We start from the raw sequence: 25819 nt of genomic DNA, 5'->3' as shown, positions 1-25819 counted from the left end.
GCGGCGCCCAGCCACCGGTCCCAGGAGCTCTGCCGGCCGTCCCGCCACCCACGGCCGGGTCCTCGATGACGATCCGGCCCCGGGCGTCCCCATACGCGTTGCCCAGGTGCATCGCATACCCCCGGCGCGACGTCGGATCAACGGACCCGTTGTGCCCCGCCCTCACTTCGCGGCAGCACGCCGATCAGGTCGGCCAGCCAGCCGTCGCTCGAGGCGTACGGGATACCCCAGTGCCCGCCCGGGGCGAAGGTGACCGGACCCTCCAGGAAGATCATGTGCCGCTCGGTCGGCGCGAAATCGTGCTTGAGTGCGCCGATCGCGCCCATCACCTCCTGGCTGCGCACCACGGTGCCGTCCGGCGGGGAGAGGTGGTGGATCAGGTAGGGAGGAGCGGCGACGAGGCGAAGAAGTGCAGTTCGCCGGTGACCGGGTCCTCCCTCGGCAGCGCGGTCATCACGGAGGTCAGCTTGCCGCCCGAGTCGAAGACGCCGACAGTCTCCAGCCCGGTGCCAGCTTGAACGGCAGCGCGGGCTCGCACAGTGCCAGCAGCGGGCCGCCGTGCTCGGACACACGGGTGCCGACGGGCTGACGGGGCGGGCCGCACCGCCGCGACCTAGGCTGACTGCCCGTCAGCCAGTGTGACAGGAGGGGTATTGGTGACTCATGGGACGGGTGTGATGGAGGTGGCGCAGGCGGTCCGTCCGTGTTCGTAGTTTCGGGCATTCGGGCGAGTCAGGGCCTCTAGGGTCATCGGCATGAATGATCGACCCGGCGGCACGCCGGATGCGTCAGGGCGGACGCTGCGTCAGCTCATGGGGGAGCCGGTCTGGCAGGGGTTGCTGGCCGAGGCGCGCGAGCGGCGGCATCAGATCGGCGACACGCTGCTGCGGCAGGGGGAGCCCGGTACACACGTGCTCGCGCTGCTGGGCGGAGTGGCGAAAGTGATCCGGCAGGAGCGGAACGGAGGGCTCACGCTGCTGGCGTTCCGTGGGCCGGGGGAGTTGCTGGGGGACGTGGCGGTCTTGGACGACGGCGTGCGATCGGCGCGGGTGGAGGCGATCTCCGACTGCTCGGTGGCGGTGCTGGCCAAGGAGCCGTTCCTGCGGTTCGTCATGGCGCACGATCTCTTCCCCGTGATGATCCGTTATGCGCTGGCGCGGCTCAGGGAGTCCGATCTCGCCCGGGGCGGCGGGGACATGGTGGCCAGGTTGGCGGCCGTGCTGGTCACGCTGGCGGAGATGTCGGTGGGCGAGCCTGGGCGGGAGGTGGAACTCGCGCTCACCCGCGAAGAGCTGGCCCAGCACCTCGGGGTGTCGCGGAATACGGTCAGTGCGGGGCTGGCCGAGCTGGCCGCCTGCCGGGTCCGGAGTGGGCGCCGGCGGATCATCGTCGGGGACTTGCGGGCCTTGGGGAACGTCGCCGAGGGAGCGGTGGCCTGACCGTCCGTCAGGGGCTGTGACCCGCATCACGCTTCATCCGCACTGGGCGAGCAGTCCGCCCGGCGCCCGGTGACCAAGCTGGGAGTACACCGTCCGTTCGAGGAACACCACCGAGGAGCCCCGATGTCGTACCACGGCCGATCCGACCTGCCCGAGCTCGGCGAACCCGCCTACCGCCGCAGTCGACTGCTCCCGCCCTACCGGGGCATTCTGGCCGTCGATGCCAAGGATTTCACCGGCCGGCCTGCCGTCGAGCACGGCGCGGTCAGCCGGGCGATCCCGGAACTGCTCCAACGGTCACTGGAACGCGCCGGGTTGGCGGAGCTCTGGCGGGACCGCAGGTTCCCCAATTCGACGGGTGACGGATACGTGTTCGGGTTCGAGCCGGAACGGATGCCGTTCGTTATCCATCCTTGGTTGCACACGCTCCAGGACCTGCTGGCCGAGTTCAACGTGCACTCGCTCGGGACGATGGCGGTCCGACTCCGGGTCAGCCTGCACGTTGGCCCGCTGCCGGACTCGGGCGAGGAGTTCGACGGCAACGGTACGCCGCGCAACGACACGCACCGGCTGCTCGACTCCCGGCCGGTGAAGGCGATGCTCGCCGCGTCCAGCGATCGGGTCACCCACGTCGCGGCGGTGCTCTCCGACCGCTGCTACCAGGACGCGGTGGTGAGCGGCTACACCGGTCGGCACCCCGACCACTTCCTGGAGGTGCCAGCCACCGTAGAGGGGAAGACCTTCGACCAGCGGGCCTGGCTGTACGTGCCCGCGCCCTCCGGCAACCTGTACGACCGCAGTATCCTCGGCGACCGGGTGGTGGACGATCAGGAGGCTGGGCCGGTGCCCGAGTCCGATGCGGCGCACCGTGGCTCGGTGCCGGCGACGAACTCGCTGTGGCAGCGAGCCGACCACGGGAACGTCAACTCCGGTACCGTGCACGGCGGTCAGAGTGTGGTGAACGCAGCCAGGGATGCCTTCGGCGGCGACTACATCGCCGGCAACAAGGGCGACACGGTGTACGGCGACAAGAAGGAGCGTCGCCGGTGAGCGTCGCGGAACTCCCAGCCGGGGAGGGAAAGGAAGAACTCGCGGATCTGGAAGAGGCCTTCGAGGAGCAGTTCAGAGGCCGTGGTCCGTTCATCTACGCCCCGCACGGCAACATCAACACCGGCTCGGTGCACGGCGATCAGCACGTCCGCAATAGTGGGATGCCCGGTGGCTCCGGAGGCCGACGGGTGGAGGCCCACGAGGGCCCGATCTCCGCCGCAGAGATCCTGGACGCCGGGACGGGTTTCGCTGAACCCGACTGGTTCCCGACGGCGTTGAAGGAGCTCGACACCGGGCTGCTGTTCCTGCACGGCGAACCCGGCACCGGCCGGCGTACAGCGGCCCTGAATCTGTTGCGCCGCCACAGTGGGGGGAGCCTCGACCTCCGGGCATTGGACAGCGACGAGGACCTGTCCACCTGGCGTCCCATCGACCCCGAGGCGCGCGGCTACCTGGTCCACGGCCTGCTGCCCACCACTCCGCTCAAGCCGGGTGTCATCACGAACCTGCAGAGCCTGCTGCTCGCCGCCCGGGCGCGGATGGTCATCGTCCTGCCGCGTGATCCGGAGCGCATCCGCAGCCTGGTGCGAGACCTGCACGTGACCCCGGTGCACGGCCAACCGCCGCCGCCTCGAGCGGTTTTCGACGCTTGCCTCAAGGCGGCGGTACCGGACGGGCATCGCCGGAGCGAGTTGCTGGAGGGCCTTCAACAGGCTGGTTTGGAAGCGCTGTTGGCGCCCGAGCTAGTGCCGGCCCAGGTCACGGAGTTGGTCAGCGCGATCAGCACGGGCGAGAGCCCGGAGATTGGCGATCTGCGCGCACGCCTGAGCTTCCTGGCGGAGGGTGAGGTCCCGGACCTGCTCGCTACCCTGCGCGACGACCCTGACGGGCTGGCCTTTCTGCTGGCCGTCAGCGTCTTCGAGGGACTGGACCACCGGATCGTCCGGGAGGAGGCGACCCGGTTGCTGACCTTGGCTGACGGCCGGTTGACCATGATGCTTCCGGCAGGCGGCGACGGCGAGCACAAGGGTGAACAGGCGGTACCGAACCCGAAGTTCGTCTTCCGTCGTTCGCTGGACGACACGCTCCGGAGCGTCCGCGCCGAGTGCGCACCGGTGGAGATCAGGGCGAGCAGCGGATACTCCTACTCGGTGGAGCCGGTCCGGTTCACCCGGCACCGACAGGCGGAGGCCGTGCTCCGGCACGTCTGGCGCCAGTACGGTGAACTGTCCGGCCTGTTGACGGACTGGATGGAGGCCATCCCGCATCGCGAGCCCGAGTTGGCCGAGCCAGTGGGCCGGGTGGTGGGCTCGGCGGCGGGCTGGGGCGGGGGCCGACGGGCGCTGGGGCACATCCTCCAGCTGGCAAGCTCCGACCGTCCGCACAGCCGCTCCATCGCCGCGTTCGCGCTCGGCATCGCTGCGCAGGACCCGGTGCTGGCCGGGGAGATCAAGTACCGCTTGCGGCGTTGGAGTACGGACGGTAGTTGGCAGCGGCGTTGGACGGTCGCCCTGGTGTGCGGCACCGACTTCGGCACCTCGCGTCCCGATCTGGCCCTGTCGTTGCTGCGCCGTTCCTACCGGGGACTCGACGGCGAGGAACGACACGTCGGAACGGCCGTGCAGAGTGGACTCGGGAGGTTGTTCCTGGCCGGCAATCAGTCGGCGGTGCTCAGCTGGATCGAGAAGTGGGCGGAGACCGATGGGTGGTACGCGGAGCTCGCGCACCAGGTGTTCCCCCAATTGCTCTGGGAGGACCAGTCCTGGTTCGGCGAACAGCTCCTGACGGCCGGTGAGCACACCACCGCCGTGGTCACGCTGATCCACCGGATGCTCGACGACGAGGATGTCTTCGAGCGGACATGCCGCGCACTGATCGGCTGGGGCTCGACGGCGGCCTGGGACGACCGGTTGCGTACGGCGGTCGAGAACCTGTTCGCCGCGCTCGCCCAGGAGATGAGCCTCGGTGTGCTCCGCCTGTTCGTCGAGGTCGACGGTGACGAGAACCCCGGACTGGTCGGCAAAACGATCGCCCGTCAGGCCCTGAACGCCTGGCGCCAGGGCGAGCCCACCCACCCGTACGGAGGCACCGATGACGACCACCGAGCATGACCAGCCCGTCTACGTCCTCGCCAAGCGTGTGCCCTGGCAGGAGATGGTCTGGCACCGCCTCTCGGGGCGCCGGGACCGGGCCTTGGTCCTGACGGACCGTGCGGGGCGGTTGCACCTCGCGGGTGCCCGGCGCCGGGTCAAGACCACGGAGCCCGCGCCCGGGCGCAGACCGTGGCCGCACCGATACGAGCGTGCCCACGTCGTCCATCTCGACGAGCGGCGGGCAACCCGCCCCGCGTCCCTCCCGACCGCCTACGGCGCCGAGGGAGTGGACCTCCAGGTGGCCTGGTGGGTGCACGACCCGGTGCGCGCTGTGGGGAGCGGCACGGTGCAGGGCTGGTGGCCGGTGCGCCGGGACATCGATCAGAGGCTCCGTCAGTTGAAGGAGCATTACGCCACCACCGGACACGGCTTCGGGGCGGACGACGTGATGCAGTTCCTCTCCGCGCCGTACCTGATGCCGAATCAGGGCCTCGCCTATCGGGTCACCGAGGTGGCCGCCCGGGAGGGCGCCGCCGAGCTGCGCCTGGGCAGTGAGGCCGGTGCGCTGCCGCAGGCGTGGGGCGAGCAACTGCGGGAGGAGTACGAGTTCTGCCAGCGGGCGGTCCACGACGGCCCGGCGGCGCTCGCCGCACTCTGGCTGGCCCGGAAGCCGGACGAGGTGCGGGACGTGTTGGACTGGGCGGTCTCCCACCAGGGGCTGCTGCGGGGTGAGACGAGCTGGCAGGACTCGGTTGCGGGCCTGCTGGGCAAGTTGACGGTGCAGGAGCAACAGGAGCTGTCCCACCTGCTGCGGGACCGCTTGGTCGCGCTCGGCCGCCCGGTGCCCGGGCCTCGCAAGGGGGACTCGCGGCGGCGGCCGGGCCCGGCCCTGCCGCTCCGGCGTCGCCGGCCKCGGCGACGCCCGGTCGGCCGCCGTACCCAGCCGATGGGGAGCAACGCTCGGACGGTCGCCGCGATGGAACGCCTGATGACCGCCAACAGCGCCGAGCTCACCCGGGCCGACACCAAGGCGGCGGTCCTGCTCGGCTTCACCGGGGCGGGGCTGGGCGCCTTCGTCGAGTTGACGAGACGGGGCTACACCTGGCTCACCGCAGATGGCTGGGACGTCCGCCCGTTCTGGTGGGCGGCGGTGTCGACGGGGCTGCTCGCGGTGGTCTGCTTCGTGGTGGCCCTCGCACCCCGGCACCGGAACGGCCGCCGGTACGGCGCGGCGGGACCCGGCTACTTCGAGCACATCCGCGCTCGGGACGGTCGGGACCGACTGAACCGGGCGTTCGAGCAGGCAAGCCGTGACCCGGCGGGGCCACTGCTCGCCTCGCTCGCCGTGACCAGTGTGATCATCCGCACCAAGTACCGCTGGATCGAGGCGGGGATCGGGTTGCTGCTCCTTACACCCCCTCAGTTCGCGGTCCTGCTCTGGCTGGCCTGAGGCGGGGACTGCGCCGGTTCGCCCGTCCAGTAGGTCGAGTTGCCGCAGGTGGAGGTTGGCTGCCCGGGGCCGGTGCCAGCAGTTGGCGACGGGCGCGCACCGACGATTGGCATGGCTACGGTAGTGCCTGAGTAGCGCTGGTCGGCCGGTTTCGCAGGGGAGTTGACCTAGCGTCAGGAATGGAGGCTTGCGGTGGGGGTGACCGGTCAGGGTCGGGCGGTGGGCCTGGTGGCGGTCTTGTGGCAGGGGGTGCGGGTGGCCTGCCGAACGACGAGATCGCGGCCGAGTTCGTGGTCATCCGGCGACCGTACGCCCCACGTCAGCGGGGCGATGGCGAAGCCGAACGCCCGCGACGGCGCCCAACTGGTGGTGTTCGCCTACCGGAGCGGCCTGGTCAGGCCGGGTCCACGGGACGCTTAGTGCGGATCTCCACACCGGTCCGACGACGCGACCCAGTGCCGGGCCGAGGCTGGCCGCCATGGTGAACACGAGGAGAGAGCGACTGGCCGGGCCTGCTGGCCGCCTTGGCGCGGCAGGTGCCGGGCTGAGTCTGATGACCCACATGCACCACTGCGGCTGGCCTACTTCGACCGGGCCGGGATGGCCGGCTATGACCGTTCTGCAACTGTCCGTCTTCGTCACCCGGTCTTCCTCTGAGGGAACTGGGCCGTGCCGGTCAGGGTTGCCCGTGCCGTCTGGCTGCCGGACGGCACCTCGCACCCGGCCTACGTCCAGTACACGGACACCAACTGGACCGGGATCGCCGTGATCAGCGGGTACGCGCTACTCGCGCTGACCACGGCGATCCTGGCGGTGATCCGCCGTCAGTCCCGCACGGTCCGTAGGGGCGGACCGACGGCCTCAGCGTGAAGGCCAGGGGGTCGGGAGTTGTTCGGTGGCTTCGGAGAGGTGGGCGGTGATGACCAGGGTGCCGTCCTCGACCTGGTAGTCGAGGGGGGCGGAGAGGCGGCGCATGGTGGAGATCAGGCCGGTGTTGGAGGCGTGGGTGACGGCGTAGACGGTGGGGACGCCGGCTTCCAGGGCCAGGGCGGCCATCCGGCGGAGCAGGTCGACGCCGAGGCCGCGGCGCTGCCAGGCGTCCTCGACCAGGAGGGCGATCTCGGCGCTGTCGTCGTCCCACATCAGGTGGGCGAGGGCGACGATCCGGCCGTCCGAGGTCTCGACAGCGAGGGTCTGGCCGTGGCGGGGGTCGAGCAGGTGGTCGAGGTAGCGGTCGGCGTCCGTGACCGCGCCGTGGTAGCGCTTGCGGAGGGCGTCGGTGGAGCACCGGCCGTGCATGGCGAGGGCGGCGGCCTTGTCCTCGGGGTCGGCCCGACGGACCGTCAGGTCGGTGCCGGCGGGGAGGGTGAGCCGGGCCTCGACCTTGGGGACGCGGGGGCCGAGCAGCGAGTCCAGCTCGACCAGGGCCTGGGCGCGGGCGAACTCGGTGGGGGTGAAGGGCAGGTGCGGGCGGCTGAGTTCGATCAGGTCGCCGGACGGGACCGGCAGCCGCATCACGTGGCCGTCGATGCCCGCCGCGGCCTTGGCGCCGCCGTTCGGGAACTGCCGGATCGTGCACCGGCCGAACAGCCGGCGCAGCGCGACGGGCAGCTCGGCGGCGTCCAGCGCCGTCCGGGTGGCCAGCGCGAGGACGTGGGTCGGCTCGTCCACCAGGTCGTGGGCGTCGGCCTGTTCGGTCCAGATGTCCTGGCCGCCGCCGGCCGCGACTGCCCGGGTCAGGTCGGCCCGGCTGAGTGCCAGCGGGGCGCGGACCAGGAACTCGTCGACCGCGCCGACCGGCAGCGGGTGGGTCTGCATCGAGACGATGCTGATCTGCTGCCCGGCCAGTGCGGTGCAGATCCGGGCCAGGCTGCCGGGGGAGTCGGAGACGGTGGCGCGCAGCCGCCAGAGCATGGTCTGCTCGAAGTCGCGCAGCGGTCCGGTCACCTCGGCGGCCGCCGTCGCCGAGGCTCCCGGGGGTGCGGCCGGGTCGGGACCTGGCGGTCCGTGCGGGTGCCGGTGTGCCCACCAGGCGTGGAACACGGCCGTGGCGACCAGGGCGAGCGCCGAGGCGACCAGCAGGACCGGGCCGTCGTGGCCGTGCACGACGGTGTTGGCGACCAGGTCGGCGGCCGCCACCGCGACGAAGATCGCGGCGAGTTCGGTGGAGTCGCGGCGCCAGCGGTGGTTGCGGGCGCTGCGGCGCTGGGCGCGGGAGGGCTGTGAAGTGGTGTCCATGGAAGCATCGTGCTCTTCCGGTGTTTCGCGATCACGAATCCCCCGTGACCTGTTGGTTAATGTCTGCGGATGGCATCCGAACTGCCTTCCCTCAGATCATGAACCGGTCGGACGCTCCGTCAGTTCCCGCCCTGAGCTGCGGACTTCGGACAACAGCAGTTCCAGGTCGGCTTCGGTGGTGGCGGCGTTCAGCAGACACGCCCGAAGCATCTCGTGCCCCTGGTAGAGCGCACCCGTAACAAAGGCCTGCCCGCGCAGCTGGACGGCGACCGGCAGTTCGCGGTTCACGGCGTCGGTGCGCCCGGGGTCGGCGGGCAGGTACCGGAAGGCCACGATCGAGGTGTGCACCGGGGCGAGCAGCTCCAGCTCCGGGTCGGCCTCGACCAGCGCGCCCAGGTGCCGGGCCAGTTCGGTGCAGCGGGCGACGTCGGCGGCCAGCCCGGCCCGGCCGCGGTGGGCGATGGTGGCCCAGACCTTGAGGGAGCGGAACGGGCGGGTCTGCTCCATCCCGTACTCGGAGAACCAGCCGAGCGCCCCGGCCGCCTCGTCGCGCAGGTAGGAGGGGACCAGGCTGAAGGTGCCGCGCAGCTCGTCGGTGTCGCGGACCAGGGCGCAGCCGCAGTCCACCGGGACGCCGAGCCACTTGTGCGGGTCGAGGGCGAGCGAGTCGGCCCGGTCCATTCCGGCGTACCGGTCGGCGAGGCCCGGGTCCAGCACGCCGAAGGCGCCGTACGCGCCGTCCACGTGCAGCCACAGGCCCTCGGCCGCGCAGACGTCGGCGATCGGGTCGAAGGCGTCCACCACACCGGTGCCGACCGTGCCGGCGGAGGCGACCGCGAGGAACGGGAGCAGCCCGGCGGCCCGGTCGGCGGTCACCGCCGCGGCCAGCGCGGCCGGGTCGAGCCGGCCCTCGGCGTCGGTGGCCACGGTGCGCAGGTGCCGGCTGCCCAGGCCGAGCAGTTCGACGGCCTTGCGGACGCAGGAGTGGGTCTCGGCAGTGGCGTACGCGACCAGCGGGGGCAGCCCGGCCAGGCCGTCCGCGCGCAGGTCGTGCCCGGCCCGGCGGGCGGCCCGGTTCCGGGCGGCGGCCAGGCAGAGGATGGTGGCCATCGACGTGCCGGAGGTGAGGATGCCGCCGCCGGCCGGGTGCGGGAAGCCGACCAGCTCGGCGATCCAGCGGACCACGGCCCGCTCCAGGTGGACGTCGGCGTGGTCGCCGCCGGCCGAGCTGGGGTTCATCGCGGCGGCGGCCAGGGTGGCCAGCACCCCGGCGGGGGCGGGGGCGGAGTTCACCCAGCCGAAGAAGCGGGGGTGGCCGTTGCCCATCGGAGCGGTCATCAGCTGACTGCCGATCACCTCCAGCAGGCCCGCCAGCGGCAGGCCGTCGACGGGCAGCGGCAGGTCGAGCAGGGCCTGCCGGTCGGTGTCGTCCATCGGCTGCCAGACCGGGCCGCCCGGCACCGCGTCGAGGTAGTCGGAGACCAGCTCGGCGGCGGCCCGGGCGGCGGTGCGGAAGTCGTCGGAGGAGGTGTCGCTCATGCTGTTGCTCCATCAGGGGTCATGGAGGCACGGCTTCCTCGGCGTACCCGGTGGAGTAGACCTTAGTCGAGGGTGCTGGAGAGGCCGCCCGCGCTGCGGCAGTAGCCCGCGATCTCCTTGTTGGTGATCTTCGAGCAGAGCCGGGCGCCCGCGCCGGACTCGGTGTAGTTGACGGTGTAGTAGCTCATCAGGCCCTGGGTGCAGGCCTTGCGCTGCCAGGAGTCGGCGGCGGTGGCGCAGACGTTGCCGGCCCAGTCCTCGCGGTCCAGGTTGTACTTCATGGTCCGGGAGCCGACGCCCCGGCTGCAGTCGTTGGCGCCGCCGCTGGCCTGGCCGTTGAGGCACCACTTGAGGGCGTCGGCGAAGACGTTCTCGTGGTTGGCGTAGTCGTGCGAGCTCAGGTAGAAGGTCGGCGCGTAGAAGAAGCAGGCGGACTGGAACAGCGAGGGCTGGTCCTTGCACGGGTAGAGCGGGTCCTTGGCGAGGGCGGCCGGGTCGAGGTTGGCCTTGGCCTTCTCGTCCTCCTCGTCGGGGCCGAAGAGCTGCATGAACAGGCCCTCGGAGCAGGTGATCTTCCGGCTGTCGGTGGGGAACTTGTTGCACAGCGCGCGGGCCTTGGCCACGTCCTGCTTGGCGACGAACATCGTGCCGTGGCCGACGCCGTGGATGCACGGGCCCTTGTTGGCCGGGGCGCAGAGCTTGAGCAGGTCCTCCTCCGGGTTGGCGGAGGCGTTCAGCATCTCCTCGACCGCGCCGTGCAGGTAGCCCGCCGCGCAGGTCTCGTGCGGGAAGGAGATCACCTTCTGGAAGTCCGCGTGGTAGCGCTTCACCGCGGTGTGCCCGAGCTCGTGCGCGATCGGGTGGCAGAACCGGACGGTGTACGGGAGCTTCTTGCTGATCGCGTCCAGCTCGGCCAGTGCGACGCCGGGGTCGGTGGCCTCCATCTTGGCCATCAGCTTGTTGCGCAGGGTGGAGCGGGTCCACACCGCCGGGTCGCCGGTCGGGCTGGGGGAGGCGGCCGGGCCGCTGGTCTGCGCGGCCGGGACGGCCTGACCGGCCGGGGCGGCTCCCTGCACGGCCGGCTGCGGGGTCCACTGGGTGACGGCGACCGCGCCCAGTCCGAGCACGCCCAGGAGGAAGGCGGTGATGATCGCGAAGAGTCGCGGTTGCATGAGCTGTGGTCCCCCGGCGGATCGCTTCGGACGGTTGCGTCTCCCATCCTGGCGTCACCCGCTCGAAACCGAACGTTACTGACGGCCATTCGGGAAGTGTCGGCCGGGCCGTTCCCCGAGCGGCCGACTGGTCAACGAGGAGAGCGCCCCCCGGTCACCAATCCCACACACTCTCACAGGACGGGCACGGACCGTCTGCCGGGGCCGGTCGTAGCCTCCGTGGCGCCGAAAGCAGGAAGTCCTGCCCGATTTCGGGCAGGATTCTTGGAGTACGCCCGATCGACGCCTAGGCTCCCCTCTCGTGCCTGTCTCACCACACCCTCACGAAGACCTGCTCGCGCACCTGACCCGGACCACCCCGCTGGGGCCCGGCGAGGCCGCGCGAGTGATCGCGGAGGTGCTGGCGTACTTCTCCGAGAGCACCGAGGAGTACGTCCGTCGCCGCCACGGTGAGCTGCAGGCGCGGGGCCTGACCAACGAGAAGATCTTTGACCGGCTGACCGGTGAGCTCACCGCCCGCAGGGTCGCGGCGCCCGAGCTGTCCACCCGTCAGCTGCGCCGGATCGTCTACGGCTGAGCCCGCCCCGTCCCACCCGACGACGTGACAGAGGAGTACCACCATGTGCGGCATCGTGGCCTACATCGGTCCCAAGGACGCCACCGCGTTCCTGCTCGAAGGGCTCCAGCGGCTGGAGTACCGGGGCTACGACTCCGCCGGCGTGGCGGTGACCGGGAAGCCGGGCACCCTCAAGGTCTGCAAGACCAAGGGCCGGGTCGCCGACCTGGCCGCCGCCGTACCGGCCCGGTTCAAGGGCACCACCGGCATCGGCCACACCCGCTGGGCCACCCACGGCGAGCCCAGCGACGCCAACGCGCACCCGCACCTGGACAACAGTGAGCGGATCGCCGTCGTCCACAACGGCATCATCGAGAACGCCGACGCGCTGCGTGACCGGCTGACCGCCGACGGCGCGGTGTTCCGCTCCGAGACCGACACCGAGGTGCTGGCCCACCTGGTCGCCGCGCACGTCGGCGAGGGTGTCGAGCTGGAGGACGCGGTGCGCGCCGCGCTCGGCCACGTGGTCGGTACGTACGGCATCGCCGTGGTCGACGCCGCCCAGCCGGACCGGATCGTGGTGGCCCGCAACGGCAGCCCGATCGTGCTCGGCCTCGGCGAGAAGGAGATGTTCGTCGCCTCGGACGTCGCCGCCCTGGTCCGCTACACCCGCCAGGTGGTGCACCTGGAGGACGGCGAGCTGGCCACCGTCCGCGCCGACGGCTTCACCACCTTCACCGAGGACGCCCGTACGGTGACCCGTCAGCCGTCCACCGTGGACTGGGAGATCGCCTCCTACGACACGGCCGGCTACGAGCACTTCCTGCTCAAGGAGATCCACGAGCAGCCCGCCTCGGTCGAGCGCACGCTGAGCGGCCGCCTCGACGAGCGGTTCGCCACCGCGCACCTGGGCGGCCTCAACCTGGACGCCCGTGAGCTGCGCGAGATCCGCCGGGTGAAGATCCTCGGCTGCGGTTCCGCGTACTACGCCGGTGAGATGGGCGCCCAGCTGATCGAGGAGCTGGCCCGGATCCCCGCGCACAGCGAGCCGGCCTCCGAGTTCCGGTACCGCAACCCGGTGATCGAGGCCGACACCCTCTATGTGGCGGTCAGTCAGTCCGGCGAGACCTACGACACGCTGGCCGCCGTCCAGGAGATCAAGCGCAAGGGCGGACGGGTGCTCGGCGTGGTCAACACCGTCGGCAGCGCGATCGCCCGCGAGTGCGACGGCGGCATCTACCTGCACGCGGGCCCGGAGATCTCGGTCGCCTCGACCAAGGCCTTCACCTCGACCGTGATCGCCTTCGCGCTGCTGGCGCTGCACTTCGGCCGGATCCACGACCTCTCGCCGGCCGACGGCCGCCGGATCGTCGCGGGCCTGAAGGCACTGCCGGGCCAGATCCGGGAGATCCTGGCCGACGAGGACAAGATCGCCGAGCTGGCCGCCGAGTACGCCCAGAGCGAGGGCATGATGTTCATCGGCCGGGTCCGGGGCTTCCCGGTGGCCCGCGAGGGTGCGCAGAAGCTCAAGGAGATCAGCTACGTGCACGCCGAGGCGTACCCCGCCAGCGAGCTCAAGCACGGCCCGCTCGCGCTGATCAACCCGGACCTGCCCACCGTGGCGCTGGTGCCCGACGACGAGCTGCTCGACAAGAACCTGACCACCCTCGGCGAGATCAAGGCCCGGGCCGGCCGGGTGCTGGCGATCGCCCACCGCGCCCCCGACGCCAAGCTGGCCGACCACGCCATCCTGGTCCCGCGCAGCGAGCCGGAGCTCGACCCGCTGCTGCTCAACATCCCGCTCCAACTGCTCGCCTACTACGCGGCGGTGGCGCTCAAGCGGGACGTCGACAAGCCGCGCAACCTGGCCAAGAGCGTGACCGTGGAGTAATCCGCCCCGGGTCGGTAGGGTCCGTGCCATGGACTTGGTATGGGAGCAGGTCGTGGTGGACTCCGCCGACCCGGTCGCGCTCGGCCGCTGGTGGGCCGAGGCGCTCGGCTGGATGGTGTTCAACGAGGACCCCGAGGAGTTCGAGATCCGCCCGGCGGCCGACCGGCTGCCGGGCCTTCTCTTCGCCCGGGTGCCCGAGGCGAAGACCGTGAAGAACCGGCTGCACCTGGACTTCCGCCCGGCCGACCAGGACGCCGAGGTGGCCCGGCTGGTCGCGCTCGGTGCCCGGCCGGCCGAGGTGGGCCAGGGGGAGCAGACCTGGCAGGTGCTGGCCGACCCGGAGGGCAACGAGTTCTGCGTACTGTCCTCGGGCCCGGCTGACCGGCCCCCGGTGACCCGCCGCCGGTGACCCGCCCCTGGGCCGTCCCGCCGTGCTGGTATCCCGTCAGTTATGGTGACCGCACGGTCGGTTGAGCAGGGGAGCCACAGCATGCGGGTCGGGATCATCGGGACGGGTACGGTCGGGCGGACGCTCGCGGGCAAGCTGGTGTCGCTCGGGTACGAGGTGACGCTCGGTTCGCGCAGCAAGGAGAACGCGGCCGCGCTGGCCTGGGCCGAGCAGGCCGGTCCGTACGGGCACAGCGGGACTTTCGCGGAGGCCGCCGCCTTCGGTGAGCTGGTGATCAACGCGACCTCCGGGGTGGTGGCGGTGCAGGCGCTCCGGCTGGCCGGGGCCGAGCCGCTGGCGGGCAAGGTGCTGATCGACGTCTCCAACCCACTGGTGTTCTCGCCCCAGGGCGAGGTGAGCCTGGAGCCGGTGAGCAGCGACAGCGTCGGTGAGCAGATCCAGCGCGAGTTCCCCGAGGCCCGGGTGGTGAAGGCGCTCAACACCGTCAACTCCGAGGTGATGGTGGACCCGGGCCGGGTGCCGGGTGAGCACAACCTGTTCGTGGCCGGGAACGACCCCGAGGCGAAGGCCGAGGTGGTCGCGCTGCTGACCGAGTTCGGCTGGCCGCAGGGCTCCGTGCTGGACCTGGGGGACATCACGGGGGCCCGGGCGCTGGAGATGCTGATGCCGTTCTGGCTCAAGGTGATGGGGAACCTCGGGCACGCCGACTTCAACTACTCGATCCGGCACGCGGGCTGACGGCCGGTCAGGTCCGGCGGCGGCGCCAGAGGCGGTAGCCGACCAGTCCGGCCAGCAGCACGCCGAGCGCTACCAGGACCAGCAGCTGGTAGCGCATCAGGTGCTCGTACAGCGGCCCGATGTTGTCGCCCGCCAGGTACCCGGCGCCGCCCCAGACGCCGACCCAGAGCACCGCGCCGAGCACGTTGGGGGGCAGGAACCGCCGCCAGCTCATGCCGGTGGTCCCGGCCACCACGCCGTTGGTCTGCCGCAGCACGTCGACGAACCTGGCCGCCGTGACCACCTTGACCCCGTGCCGGGCGAAGAACTGCTCGCCACGCACCATCCGGGCCGGGGTGAGCAGCACGTACCGGCCCCAGCGCTCGACCAGCCGGTGGCCGCCGGTGCGGCCGAGCAGGTAGCCGAGGCTGTCCCCGGCCACGGCGGCGACCAGCGCGATCGCGAGCACCGCGGCGATGCTCATCCGGCCGGTGCCCGCGTAGACGGCGGCCAGCACCAGCATGGTCTGACCGGGGACCGGGATCGCGCAGTTGTCCAGGAACACGAGAACCCCCACTGCCAGGTAGCCGTAGCTGTCCAGCAGTGGGGTGAGGTGTTCGAGCGGACCGGGGAGTGGTGCGGGGGTGTCCACGGGGCTCCGGGGGAAGTGGGGTCAGTGGGCGGGCTGCTGACGTTCGATCACGGTGTCCGGGCCGGGGTAGACCAGCCCTTCGTGGCCGTCCTCGAAACGCACCAGGTACGGGGGCTCACCCTCGCTGCCCCGGACCTCGATGATCTCGCCCAGCTGATCCGACATTCCGACCGACTTGCTGTGGGTGTGGAGGTGATCGCCTACCGTCGCTTGCATGGTCTGCTCCTTGTCCGGTGCGGTTGCCGTCCCGATCTCCACTGTGCGGCGCGAACGGGGCGGTCGCAACGCCCCGACGCAGCTCAGACCGGTCGGTCTCAGGACCCGGAGTCGGTGAGGTAGCGGCGGAGCAGGCGTTTGCACTCGGCGATCAGGGCGGGGTCCCCGTCCGGATCGGTGCGGAAGGCCAGTTTCAGGACGGCGTCGGCGCTCTCCATCGCGACCCGCAGGGCCAGCGGGTGGCCCGGCCCGCTGAACAGCCCGCCGCCCAGGGTGCGCAGCCGCAGGGCCACCGCGGCGTTGTTGTCCAGCTCCCGGTCGAGCAGGTGCTGATCGTCGGCGACCCCGGCCGGGAGCTGGTCGACCAGGCCGAAGTCGAGGTGGCCGAAGCCCGGGACGGCGCGCTTCATCGCGACGAACTCCTCGACCGCCAGGTCGACGAAGCCCGGCACGTCGGGCGGGGTCTCGGCGTCGAAACGGCGGGCGAGGCGGTCCAGGTAGCGGTCCAGGTTCCGCTCGGCCAGGGCGGCGAGCAGGTCTTCCTTGCCGGCGAAGAACTGGTAGAGGGTGCCGATCGGGACCTCGGCCCGGTGCGCGGTCTCCTTGGTGGTCAGCGCGTTCGCACCGACTTCGTCCAGCAGGCCCGCGCAGGCGTCGAGCAGCCGCTCGTACCGTTCCTGGCTGCGCTGTTGCACCGGCCGGCGCCGGGTGGGGACGGCGGTGCCGATGTCCGACTTCATGCGCCCACTGTGCCGCATCCGGCGGACGGGGCGCGAATCACCGGCAGTTCTGCGGCAGTTTCACGGCTCGGGCACCGGATCCCCGCCTGCTCCACGGCATGCTCGTTCCACGTCAACCGCCACCGGTGCCCGCGATCCCGGGCACCAGACAGGAGGTACCCCCGTGTCGTCCACTTCGCCCGTCGCCGAGGCCCCGGCCGTGATCACCCTCTCGCTCTCGGCCGCAGACGGCCTCGACCGGATGGCCGCGCCGGTCAAGGCCGCCGTCAACCAGGACAACTGCCCGAGCTGCCACTCCGGCTTCGACTGGTCCTTCGGCCGCTCGGCCGAGTTCACCCTGGGAGCCTCCGGCCGGGTCGGCTGAGGCGCCGGCCGGGCGGCGCGGGGAGGTCGGGGAGATGGCACGTCCAGGGGTCGGGCTGACCTATGTCCGGGGCCTGGAAGGGCTGTTGGAGGACTGCGGTGACGCCCTCGACGTGATCGAGGTCGAACCGCAGACCTTCTGGCGGTCCCGTCCGGACGGCACTGTCGCGACCGACCACGAAGCCCTGCGCCGCCTGGCCGACCTGCCGGGTGCCCGGCTGCTGCACAGCATCGGCAACCCGGTCGGCGGCTCGGAACTGCCGGACGCCGAACACACCGCCCTGCTCGGCGAGTTGGCCGAGCAGCTGGCCGTGCCCTGGGTGAGTGAGCACCTGGCGTTCAACCGGGTCGGCGGAGCCGGTGGATTCCGGACCGGCTTCATGCTGCCGCCTCGGCAGACCCCGGCCGGGGTACGGCGCAGCGTACGGTCGGTCCGGGCGATGGCCGACGCCCTCCCCGTCCCGTTCGCGGTGGAGCTCGGCACCAACTACCTCAGGCCCCGGGCCGACGAGCTCGGCGACGGCGCCTTTGCCGCCCGGGTGGCCGAACAGGCCGACTGCGGGCTGCTGTTGGACCTGCACAACGTGCTGGCCAACGAGCGCAACGGTCGCTGCACCGTCGACGAGCTGCTCGCCGAACTACCGCTGGACCGGGTCTGGGAGGTCCATCTGGCGGGCGGCTTCGAGCACCGCGGCTACTGGCTGGACGCCCACAGCGGGCTGCCGGACGAGGACCTGATCCGGCTCGCCGAGCGGGTGCTGCCCCGGCTCCCCGCACTCCGTGCCGTCCTCTTCGAGGTCACGGCCTCGGCGGCTCCGGGCCTGGAGGCCGGTGCCGTACGGGAGTTGACGGACCGGCTGCGGGACCTGTGGCCGACGGCCACGGTCGCCGCGCCGGTGCCCCTGCGCCCGCCGGACCCGGTGGTGGGCGGGGCGACGCCGGAGGAGTGGGAGGCGGCCCTCGGCGCTCTGGCCGTGGGCCGGGAGCCCCGGACGGCGCTGGAGCGGGAGTTGGCCGCCGATCCGGCGGTCGAGCTGCTGCGCGAACTGATCCTGGAGTTCCGCGCGGGCGCCCTGGCCGGGACGCTCGTACACACCGTCCGGCTGCTCCTGCTGACCCTGGGCGAAGCCGGGGTGCGCGAGCTGATGGCCGGCTACGCCCGGCGGCGGACCCCCGAACTCTTCGCCACCGAGGAGGCGTTCGCCTTCGCCGAGCACCTCCGGCGGAGCTGCCCGGCGGTGCCGCTGCTGCCGGACGTGCTCGAACTGGACCTCGGCCTGATGCTGGTCCGGCTGGACGGTGAGTCGCGTACGGTGACCCTCGGCACCGACCCGACCGTCCTGCTGGCCGAACTCGGCGCCGGGCGGCTGCCGGTGGCCCCGCCACGCGGCAGTTACCTGCTTCGGCTGGTGGACGACCGCGCGGCCGGCTGAGGACGGGTCACTGCCCCGGCCGCAGGCGGAGGCGGTGTGCGGGTGTGCGGGTGTGCGGCCCCGGCGGTGCCGTGCCCGTTCGAGAGCTGTCCGCGGGAGCCCCTACGATGGCCGCCATGACTACAGGGGGGCCGGGCGCCCAGCTCGTCGACGGCCGATTCGAGTTGCTCGAGCGGCTCGGCGGCGGCGGTATGGGGCTGGTGTGGCGGGCCCGGGACATCGTGCTGCAGCGTGAGGTGGCGCTCAAGGAGGTCCGCTCGCCGGACCTGGCGATGCTCGCGGCCGACCCCGCCGCGGCCTTCGAGCTGCGCGAGCGGGTGCTGCGCGAGGCCCAGGCGCTGGCCCGGCTCCAGCACCCCAATGTGGTGATCATCCACCACATCGTGGACACCCCCGAACTCACCCATCCCTGGCTGGTGATGGAGCTGGTGCCCGGCGGCTCGCTGCACGACCGGCTCAACCGGGGTGCACTCTCGCCGCAGGAGGCCGCCCGGATCGGCCGCGGCGTGCTCTCCGCGCTGCGCGCCGCACACGCCGCCGGCATCCAGCACCGCGACGTCAAACCGGCGAACGTGCTGATGCGCACCGACGGCACCCCGGTGCTGACCGACTTCGGTATCGCCGCGCTGAGCGAGTCGACCAGCCTGACCGCGACCGGCGCGCTGATCGGTTCGCCCGAGTTCATCGCCCCCGAGCGGATCCGCGGTCAGGAGGGCAACCCCTCCTCCGATCTGTGGTCGCTCGGCATGATGCTGTACGTCGCCGTGGAGGGCCACCACCCGCTGCGCCGCGCCACCAGCTTCGCGACCCTGGCCGCCGTCCTGGACGAGCCGCTCCCGCCGCCGGTGCGCTCCGGCCCGCTCGGGCCGACGCTGGTCGCGCTGCTGGCCCGCGACCCGGCCGTCCGGCCCGACGCCGACCAGCTCGACCGGCTGTTCGCCGCGGCCGAGCAGGGCATCGACGGGACGCTCGGCGGCGGGTCGGTTCCGTACACGCCCACCCAGCTCAGCGGCACCGTGCCCCGTCCGGCCGGTCCCGTCGACAAGGTGCCTGAGTACGGCGGGTCCGGGTACGACACCGGTGGTCACGAGCCGTGGGTGCAGCCGGGGCCGGCCGAGCCTCCTCGCGCCCGTCGGCGTACCGGCCCGGTGCTGGCGGCGGTGGCCGGCGTGGCGGCGGTCGGTCTGCTGGGCTGGTCGCTCAGCCACGGGCTGCCGGCCTTCGGCAACCGCGCTGCCGGCGGCTCCTCCCCGCAGGCCGCCCGCAGCAGTACGGGCAGCACCAGCACGGGCAGCACCGTGGTCGGCGGCACCGCCTCGTCCCCCGGCACGGGCGATACCCCCAAGGCCGCGAACTCCGCGTCCTCCGCCAAGGACCTGCTCACCCCGAACGGTGCCCGCGGCCTGGTCGATTCGATCCGCTCGGCCATGGGCACCACCACGATCACCCAACTGCTGATCTACCCGGGGTACGCCAGTGCCAGGGTGGTGAACAAGGACAACCCCAAGCACTACGACGACTTCGACTACCGTGACGGCAAGGTCACCAGCAAGCCCGGCGGCATCGTCGGGACCAACGACAGGACAGTGGATCTCACCAAGATCGACTGGAACCAGATCCCGACCGTGATGGCCAAGGCCCAGACCGAGCTCGGTGTCGCCAACCCCAAGTCGCGCTATCTGAACGTGACGTACGGCTGGTTCGCCGACGAGATCACCATCCGGTACTACCTGTCGGGCGACTACGGCAGCGGCGGCTACCTCACCGCAGGCGCCACCGGCAAGGTGCTCAAGGTGGTCAAGTCCGGCTGACAGAAAGGACGTTCGGGGGGGCGAAGCCGGGGCCTCCGAGCTGATGTGCCCGGTGGCCCCGGCCGTCGGGGTGGTGTCAGCTGACGGCCCAGCGCTGGAGGGCGCTGCCGGTGTCGGACTGCTGGGTGACCTGGGCGCCGTTGGACGTCGAGGCCGTGGTGAGGACCAGCCCGCTCTTCTGGGACGTGAGCTTGAATCCGCCGGTCGCTGCGGTGACCAGCCAGCGCTGGTTGCTCGCCCCGGTGCAGGTGGCCTGGATCACCTGGGCACCCGCACTGGTGGATCCGCCGCTGACGTCCACGCACAGGTGGGACTCGCCGTTGACGAGCTGGTAGGAGCCGTCGCTCTGCTGGGTGAAGACCCAGTCCTGGTTGGGTCCGCGGTTCGGTGTCCAGGTGATGAGCTGGGTGCCGGAGGCGGTGGAGTGGTTCGGATCGTCCAGGGCCTTGCCCGAGCTGACCACGGTGTGGGTGCCGTCGGCCACGGCGCCCACCGACCAGGTGAAGGTGCCGGTACCGGTGGCGGTTCCGGAGGAGGCGGTCACGGTGACGGTCGAACTGCCGGTGCTGCCGGGGGTACCGGTGATCAGGCCGCCGGGGCTGATCGACAGGCCGGCGGGCAGGCCGGTCGCCGAGAAGGTCAGCGGCTTGTTGGCGGAGTCGGTGGCGGTGAGTTGGAGCGAGACCGCCGTGTTGACCTTGGTGGACTGGTTGCCGGGGCCGATGACGGACACGGTCTCGGGGACGGCGCCGGCCACGGTCAGGGTCAGGGACTGTTCGGCGGCGTTGCGGCTCGCGCCGACCGGGCTGCCGGTGGTGTTGGTCCAGAACCGGGCGGGGGTGGTCTCGGCCGGGCGCGAGGTGTCGGAGGACAGGCCGATCACCAGGCCGCTGTAGCGGTTGACCAGGCGGTACGTGCCGTTGGGCGTGTTGGTGGCGGACTTGCCCGGGATCACCCACCACTGCTGGCCGACGGTGGGCCCGCCGGTCGGGGCGGCGGTGACGGTGGGCTTGGCGCCCCAGGCGCGGCCTGCGGTGACGCCGGAGTCGACGCCGAGCAGCTGGCCGGTGGCGCCGTTGGTGATGCGGTAGGAGCCGTCGCCGTTGCCGGTGAAGCTCCAGGTCTCGAGACCGGAACCGGTGGCGGCCGCGGCCGAGGTGGTGGCCGAGCTGCCGGAGACCTGGGCCAGGACGCGGCCGGCCCCGTTGCCGATGCGGTAGGACTTGGTCACGTCCACCGGCGGTGCGGCGGGGGTGGCGTTGTCGATGCTGAGGTTGATGTACTCGCTGCTGGAGCCGCCCGAGCAGCCGAAGGAGCAGTAGGTACGGAAGTTCTTGCCGACGATGCCGCTGCCGGTCTTGCTGACGCTGTCCAGGAACCAGCGGTACCAGGAGGCGGTGTGGTAGCTGCCGGTGTCGCCGATCCGGTACCACTTCTGGGTGGTGAGGTCGTCGGTGGCGTACAGCTCCTGGGGCGCGTTCCCCGACTGGTCGACGGCCTGCGGTTCGCCGATGTACAGGCCCAGGTGGGCGTTGTAGGTGATGTCCATGACGAACAGCGGCGAGGTGGCGGGCATCGTGCCGGCGGCGACCTGCTGGTCGGCGGTGCCGGTGTTCGCCGGGTTGTACTCGGCGGTGGCCGGGGTGTAGCCGGTGCCACCGCCGGCGGCGGGCACCATGTTGCTCTCCTTGCCGCCCTTGCCGGGCTGGGACCAGGCGCCGTCGTACCACTTCTGCCACGAGTCCGGTGCCATCTTGGCGGAGATCGGCGACCGGGCGACGTGCTCGTGGAAGGCCTTCCAGCTGCCGCTCTTGTCGACCACCCGGGAGCCGTAGAAGACGTAGAAGTACCCGGAGGCGGTGTCGACGAACAGCCGCTGGTCGCCGTCGCCGTAGTAGTAGGTCTGGTTCGGGAAGGCGGTGGTGTCACCCCGCTTGGTGCTGTGCGGGGAGGTGATGACGTGGTCCTTGATGGTCCACGTCCGGCCCTGGTCGGTGGAGACGGCGTAGTCGATCGCGTCGTAGTGCAGGCCGTCGCCGAAGGGCTGCGGGGTGAACTCGTTGTGCACCAGGCCGTACCAGTCGCCGGTGTCGGGATCGACCCAGAGGCCGGCCAGGTCGCAGAAGTTCTTCTGGGAGTAGCCCGATCCGGCGGGCGGCGCGGTGGCCTCGAGCCCGGTGGGGCTGTTGTTGCACCGCCAGGTGGTGTCGTTGTTCTTGTCGTTGGAGTTGGCGGGGTTCACCGCGTTGCTGAGGGTGGTGTTGAAGGTCGCGGTGTCGAGGTTGCCGCCCGAGTAGAAGTCCCAGACGCGGCTCTGGTTCGCGCCGTAGAGGGCGGCGGCCTGCTGGTAGTAGAAGGTGCCGTCCTTGTCGATGTAGGGGAAGGCCGGGGTGTCGGTCGGGTGGGTCCAGGCGCCCTTGGCACCGACGCTGACGGTGTATCCGGAGGTGGGGGGCGTGGCCTGGGCGGCGCCCGGGGCGAGGGCGCCGCCCGCCMCCGMCACGGTGGCGGCGAGGACGACGGCGGCGAGTCTGCTGCGGGGAGCCGGCACGGAGGCCTCCTTCTTCAGGGGCGCCGTGGCGCCGCTCTGCTCGTGGGGGAGGGGTACGGCGGTGCGGGTCGGGGTGCGGTGGGACGCCAGGCGTCCGGTTCGCCGGGCGACGAGGTCGGCCCATGGGTGTGGGCGTGGCATGGGGTGGCCCTCCTGGTCAGGACTCCGAGCCGGGCGGCAGGCGCAAGGGAATGCACGGCACGGAGCGGGTGGGGGATGAACGCTGAGACACCGCGAGCTCTGCAGTTAGGTGCAGTATCCGGCCCTGTATCGCGCAGATGTCAACACGAACGCGCAAAATGTTGCATCTTCGCTAGGCTTCGCACGCCCGGGTGGACACGCCCGGGGCAGATGGTGCGGGCGGTTCTGGCTGGTGCGGGGCCTGTCGGGGCGTCTTCCTGGCCCGGAGCCGGCGGGGCGGATCAGTCCTCGGTGGGCGAGAGTTCGGCCATCTCGGACCAGCCGTCGGAGGGTGCGTCGACGTAGATGATCTGCGGCTTGGTGGCGATGGTCTTCGGGAGGGCGGCCATCGCGGTCTTGAAGTGGTCGGAGTTCACGTGCACCGCACCCGCGTCGGCGGACTCGAACGCCTCCAGCAGGACGTACTGGTCGGGGTTCTCGACACTGCGGGACCACTCGAAGAAGACGTTGCCCGGCTCCGCGCGCGTCGCGCGGGTGAACTCCTCGACCTGCGACATCCAGCTGTCGCTGTACTCGGGGCGGGCGGTGAACTTGACGGTGATCAGGATCATGCGGTTCTTCCTCCGAACGGGACAGGGCATGGGGGCGGCGCCCTCGGTAGAACCACCGGGAGGCGCCCGCCCCGAGCCTAGTCAGCCGGTCCGGCCGGAGGAGGAGTGTGCTGCAGTGTTCAGCCGACCTGCGGCGGGGTGTCGAGCACCCGGAAGGAGATGCCCGCCGCGACCAGCCGGTCGATCAGCGGCCGGCCCATCGCGACCGCCGTGGTCAACTGTCCTGCCAGGGGCGGCAGATCGTCGTACGCCAGGCAGAGCGCCGACTCGGCCAGCATCTTCGCGGTCTCCTGGTAGCCCGGATCGCCGCCGGACACCTCGGTGAGGACCGTCCGCCCGTCCTCCGCCCGCGCCACGAACCGGACGGTGAACCAGGACCGCGCCCGCTGCTCCGCGCTCGGCCCGTCGCCGGGCTTGCGCAGCTTCCCCAGCGCCCGGCGCAGCACAGGCAGTTGGGCGGCCAGGGCGAGTGCCACCACGGCCGCGACACCACCAACGGCGATCGGCAGCCGCCGGACCGCCGCGTAGTGCGCGTAACCGAAGTCCGGGCCGTACTCGTCCAGTGCGGCGGCCGAACGGGCCACCATCTGCGGGTCGATCGTGGGCATCGGCACGGCCCAGGCCCGGGCCGCCCGGGAGCGGTGCGGGCGGCCGGTCGGCGTGTGGATCAGCCGGTCCTTCGGCCGGGGTTCGACCGCGCGGCGCGCCCGGGCGGCCTGCGCCATCGCCCTCGGCCGGGAGAAGGCCGTCATCGCCGAGGCGAAGGTGCCGCCGGAGATGGTGCCGCCGGCGCGGACGAAGCCCTCCACCGAGAGCCGGGCCGCCGGGCCGCCGTGGCGCAGCAACTCCTCGACGGTGAACAGCACGCCGAGGTCGTGCGGCACCGAGTCGAAGCCGCAGGCGTGCACCAGCCGCGCACCGGTCGCCACCGCCCGCTCGTGGTGCCGCAGATACATCCGGTCGACGAACTCCGGCTCGCCGGTGAGGTCGACGTAGTCGGTGCCACTCTCCGCGCAGGCCGCCACCAGCGGCTCGCCGTGCCGCAGGTACGGGCCGACCGTGGACACCACCACCCGGGCCGAGGCGGCCACTTCCCGCAGCGCCTCGCGGTCCGCGGCGTCCGCGACCAGCAGCGGAAGGTCGGCGCAGCGTGGGTCGGTCTCCGCGAGCTTCGCCCGGACGGCGGCGAGCTTGCGCTCGTCCCGCCCCGCGAGCGCCCAGCGGCAGCCGTCGGGCGCGGCCCGGGCCAGGTACTCGGCGGTGAGCCCGCCGGTGAACCCGGTGGCACCGAACAGGATGAGGTCGTACGGGCGCGGCGCGGTCATCAACAGTCCCTACTCGCGGGTAATCGGCTGCGCCACGCTAGGAGCCCGCCGCGGCACTGTCAACGGCCTCGGCCCTCAGTCCTCCGCCAACGACTCGCGACACGGGCGCCGGCCCGGAACGCCCCCGTTCGGCGGAGGCGCGGCCCAGGCGTGCGGGAGGGTCCAACGCGGGTGGATTTCCGGGGAGTCGGCGATCGCTGCCGCCGTGGTGGCGTGCGACGTCATTCAGGACCCCTGCGACAGTTCGGTGCGCGGAGCTACCAGGACGGGTTCATACCGAGCCGCCGTCCGAGGAGGCCGGTCAGGTGACGATGGCGAGGTCGTGCGGGGTGTTGTTGAACCGGTGGCCGCCGGTCTCGGTGACGGTGACGATGTCCTCGATTCGGACGCCGAAGCGTCCGGGGAGGTAGATGCCGGGTTCGATGGAGAAGCACATCCCCGGCACCAGGGCCTGGTCCTCGCCCTCGACCATGTACGGCGGCTCGTGGGTGCTCAGGCCGATGCCGTGGCCGGTGCGGTGGATGAAGTACTCGCCGTAGCCCGCCTCGGTGATCACGGTGCGGGCCACCCGGTCGATCTCCTGGCAGGCGACGCCCGGCCGTACGGCCTCGAACGCCGTCTGCTGGGCGCGGCGGACCACCTCGTGTACCGTCCGCACCTCGTCGGGGACGTCGGCTCCGACGTGGACCGTGCGGGTGGTGTCGGAGCCGTACCCGTCCTTGAGTCCGCCGAAATCCAGGACGACGGTGTCGCCGTGCTGGATCACCCGGTCGCCCGCCTCGTGGTGCGGGTTGGCGCCGTTGGGGCCGGAGCCGACCACGGTGAAGTCGACCTGACTGTGGCCGTACTCCATGAGCAGTCCGGCGAGGTCGGCGGCGACCTCGTTCTCCCTGCGGCCGGCGAAGGTCACCTGCACGATCCGGCGGAACGCCTCGTCGGCAGCGGCGCCGGCGGCCGCGAGGCGTTCGAGCTCGTCGGCGTCCTTGACGGCGCGGAGCATGGGCAGGGCCCGGGTGAGCGCCACGAAGTGGCCGGCCGGGAGGGTCTCCTGCAGGCCGAGGAGGTGCATGGCCCAGGCCGAGTCGGAGATACCGTACCGGCCCCGCGGATCGAGCAACGGACTTGCCGCGGCGTACGGGTCGGTGCCGTCGGTCCAGTCCGTCAGTGCCAGGGCGGCGGCGCCGGGGGCACCTTCGGCGTCCGGGCGCTCAAGCCGCGGCACGATCATGGTGGGCGGCCGGTCCGGTGCCAGAACCAGGGCGGTGAGCCGTTCGGTGATGGCGACCGGCTGGTAGCCGGTCAGGTACAGCAGGTCGGGGCCGGGCGTGACGACCAGTCCGGACAGGCCGGCCCGCGCCGCACCGTCGGTGGCACGTGCCATCCGGGCAGCGAAATCCTGGACCGCGAAGGGTTTCGGCATCG

The 25819-nt window shown here is 71.8% G+C and carries 24 protein-coding genes; 12 read left to right on the top strand and 12 right to left on the bottom strand.

All coding sequences use genetic code 11. From position 1 onward, the window contains the following. Nucleotides 1–137 precede the first annotated feature (137 nt). Together ACXJMZ_RS16800 and ACXJMZ_RS16795 are read right to left on the bottom strand one after the other, a co-directional pair. On the bottom strand, nt 138–347 hold the full coding sequence (locus tag ACXJMZ_RS16800; RefSeq protein ID WP_457030851.1) for a hypothetical protein: 210 nt from the start codon (nt 345–347) through the stop codon (nt 138–140). Nucleotides 348–376: 29 nt separating this feature from the next. Further along, nucleotides 377–538, bottom strand: a complete 162-nt coding sequence (locus tag ACXJMZ_RS16795; protein ID WP_457030850.1) for a hypothetical protein — start codon at nt 536–538, stop codon at nt 377–379. 217 nt (nt 539–755) lie between these two features. Here ACXJMZ_RS16795 and ACXJMZ_RS16790 point away from each other — a divergent pair, with 217 nt between their 5' ends. The 5 genes from ACXJMZ_RS16790 (at nt 756) to ACXJMZ_RS16770 (ending at nt 6902) form a co-directional block, all read left to right on the top strand. Continuing rightward, the gene (locus ACXJMZ_RS16790) at nt 756–1439 is read left to right on the top strand and encodes a Crp/Fnr family transcriptional regulator (protein ID WP_457030849.1); all 684 of its coding nucleotides are present in this window, start codon (nt 756–758) and stop codon (nt 1437–1439) included. Nucleotides 1440–1562: 123 nt separating this feature from the next. Then, a complete protein-coding gene (locus ACXJMZ_RS16785; RefSeq protein WP_457030848.1) occupies nt 1563–2489 on the top strand; it encodes a hypothetical protein in 927 nt (308 codons plus the stop codon). Beyond that, on the top strand, nt 2486–4600 hold the full coding sequence (locus tag ACXJMZ_RS16780) for a hypothetical protein (protein WP_457030847.1): 2115 nt from the start codon (nt 2486–2488) through the stop codon (nt 4598–4600). The genes ACXJMZ_RS16785 and ACXJMZ_RS16780 overlap by 4 nt, the downstream gene beginning before the upstream one ends. Continuing rightward, nucleotides 4581–6032 (top strand): Pycsar system effector family protein, encoded by a 1452-nt coding sequence (locus tag ACXJMZ_RS16775; protein ID WP_457030846.1) that lies wholly within the window; start codon nt 4581–4583, stop codon nt 6030–6032. The genes ACXJMZ_RS16780 and ACXJMZ_RS16775 overlap by 20 nt, the downstream gene beginning before the upstream one ends. A 669-nt stretch (nt 6033–6701) precedes the next feature. Next, entirely contained in the window at nt 6702–6902 is a 201-nt protein-coding gene (locus ACXJMZ_RS16770; protein ID WP_457030845.1) for a hypothetical protein, read from the top strand. Here ACXJMZ_RS16770 and ACXJMZ_RS16765 read toward each other — a convergent pair. The 3 genes from ACXJMZ_RS16765 to ACXJMZ_RS16755 form a co-directional block, all read right to left on the bottom strand. Continuing rightward, complete coding sequence (locus tag ACXJMZ_RS16765) at nt 6894–8270, bottom strand: GNAT family N-acetyltransferase (RefSeq protein ID WP_457030844.1); 1377 nt, start codon at nt 8268–8270, stop codon at nt 6894–6896. The two genes, ACXJMZ_RS16770 and ACXJMZ_RS16765, sit on opposite strands and share 9 nt — an antisense overlap. Nucleotides 8271–8366: 96 nt before the next feature. Continuing rightward, nucleotides 8367–9809 carry a pyridoxal phosphate-dependent decarboxylase family protein gene (locus ACXJMZ_RS16760; protein WP_457030843.1) on the bottom strand — a complete coding sequence of 481 codons (1443 nt, stop codon included), beginning with the start codon at nt 9807–9809 and terminating at the stop codon, nt 8367–8369. Nucleotides 9810–9871: 62 nt separating this feature from the next. Continuing rightward, the gene (locus ACXJMZ_RS16755; RefSeq protein WP_457030842.1) at nt 9872–10981 is read right to left on the bottom strand and encodes a hypothetical protein; all 1110 of its coding nucleotides are present in this window, start codon (nt 10979–10981) and stop codon (nt 9872–9874) included. 301 nt (nt 10982–11282) lie between these two features. On the opposite strand from ACXJMZ_RS16755, the gene ACXJMZ_RS16750 reads away from it, so the two are divergent. The 4 genes from ACXJMZ_RS16750 (at nt 11283) to ACXJMZ_RS16735 (ending at nt 14575) form a co-directional block, all read left to right on the top strand. Beyond that, nucleotides 11283–11558, top strand: coding sequence for a hypothetical protein (locus ACXJMZ_RS16750; RefSeq protein WP_057235369.1), 276 nt, complete (start codon nt 11283–11285; stop codon nt 11556–11558). 43 nt (nt 11559–11601) lie between these two features. Then, entirely contained in the window at nt 11602–13428 is a 1827-nt protein-coding gene (glmS, locus tag ACXJMZ_RS16745; RefSeq protein ID WP_457030841.1) for a glutamine--fructose-6-phosphate transaminase (isomerizing), read from the top strand. 28 nt (nt 13429–13456) lie between these two features. Next, the gene (locus tag ACXJMZ_RS16740) at nt 13457–13837 is read left to right on the top strand and encodes a VOC family protein (protein ID WP_457030840.1); all 381 of its coding nucleotides are present in this window, start codon (nt 13457–13459) and stop codon (nt 13835–13837) included. A gap of 81 nt (nt 13838–13918) precedes the next feature. Continuing rightward, on the top strand, nt 13919–14575 hold the full coding sequence (locus ACXJMZ_RS16735) for an NADPH-dependent F420 reductase (RefSeq protein WP_457030839.1): 657 nt from the start codon (nt 13919–13921) through the stop codon (nt 14573–14575). 7 nt (nt 14576–14582) lie between these two features. Here the strand turns inward: ACXJMZ_RS16735 and ACXJMZ_RS16730 are convergent, their stop codons facing one another. From ACXJMZ_RS16730 to ACXJMZ_RS16720, 3 genes are all read right to left on the bottom strand, one after another. After that, nucleotides 14583–15206 (bottom strand): DedA family protein, encoded by a 624-nt coding sequence (locus tag ACXJMZ_RS16730; RefSeq protein ID WP_457030838.1) that lies wholly within the window; start codon nt 15204–15206, stop codon nt 14583–14585. Nucleotides 15207–15227: 21 nt separating this feature from the next. Then, a complete protein-coding gene (locus ACXJMZ_RS16725; protein WP_457030837.1) occupies nt 15228–15422 on the bottom strand; it encodes a DUF1918 domain-containing protein in 195 nt (64 codons plus the stop codon). A 98-nt stretch (nt 15423–15520) separates the two neighbouring features. After that, on the bottom strand, nt 15521–16162 hold the full coding sequence (locus ACXJMZ_RS16720) for a TetR/AcrR family transcriptional regulator (protein ID WP_457030836.1): 642 nt from the start codon (nt 16160–16162) through the stop codon (nt 15521–15523). 163 nt (nt 16163–16325) lie between these two features. On the opposite strand from ACXJMZ_RS16720, the gene ACXJMZ_RS16715 reads away from it, so the two are divergent. The 3 genes from ACXJMZ_RS16715 (at nt 16326) to ACXJMZ_RS16705 (ending at nt 19769) form a co-directional block, all read left to right on the top strand. Beyond that, nucleotides 16326–16526, top strand: coding sequence for a hypothetical protein (locus ACXJMZ_RS16715; RefSeq protein ID WP_457030835.1), 201 nt, complete (start codon nt 16326–16328; stop codon nt 16524–16526). Between the two features lie 34 nt (nt 16527–16560). Then, nucleotides 16561–17958, top strand: coding sequence for a DUF692 domain-containing protein (locus ACXJMZ_RS16710; RefSeq protein WP_457030834.1), 1398 nt, complete (start codon nt 16561–16563; stop codon nt 17956–17958). 116 nt (nt 17959–18074) lie between these two features. Further along, nucleotides 18075–19769, top strand: coding sequence for a serine/threonine-protein kinase (locus tag ACXJMZ_RS16705; RefSeq protein WP_457030833.1), 1695 nt, complete (start codon nt 18075–18077; stop codon nt 19767–19769). A 76-nt stretch (nt 19770–19845) separates the two neighbouring features. Here the strand turns inward: ACXJMZ_RS16705 and ACXJMZ_RS16700 are convergent, their stop codons facing one another. The 4 genes from ACXJMZ_RS16700 to ACXJMZ_RS16685 form a co-directional block, all read right to left on the bottom strand. Continuing rightward, nucleotides 19846–22320 (bottom strand): RICIN domain-containing protein, encoded by a 2475-nt coding sequence (locus ACXJMZ_RS16700; protein ID WP_457030832.1) that lies wholly within the window; start codon nt 22318–22320, stop codon nt 19846–19848. A gap of 422 nt (nt 22321–22742) precedes the next feature. Continuing rightward, nucleotides 22743–23072, bottom strand: coding sequence for a putative quinol monooxygenase (locus tag ACXJMZ_RS16695; protein ID WP_457030831.1), 330 nt, complete (start codon nt 23070–23072; stop codon nt 22743–22745). A 119-nt stretch (nt 23073–23191) separates the two neighbouring features. Continuing rightward, the gene (locus ACXJMZ_RS16690) at nt 23192–24397 is read right to left on the bottom strand and encodes a saccharopine dehydrogenase family protein (protein ID WP_457030830.1); all 1206 of its coding nucleotides are present in this window, start codon (nt 24395–24397) and stop codon (nt 23192–23194) included. Between the two features lie 301 nt (nt 24398–24698). Next, on the bottom strand, nt 24699–25817 hold the full coding sequence (locus tag ACXJMZ_RS16685) for an aminopeptidase P family protein (RefSeq protein WP_457030829.1): 1119 nt from the start codon (nt 25815–25817) through the stop codon (nt 24699–24701). Between the last annotated feature and the right edge of the window lie 2 nt (nt 25818–25819).

The sequence above is a fragment of the Kitasatospora sp. P5_F3 genome, from assembly GCF_054049135.1.
Note: the sequence above shows the minus strand (reverse complement) of the source record. Positions and strands in the feature narration are given on the sequence as shown.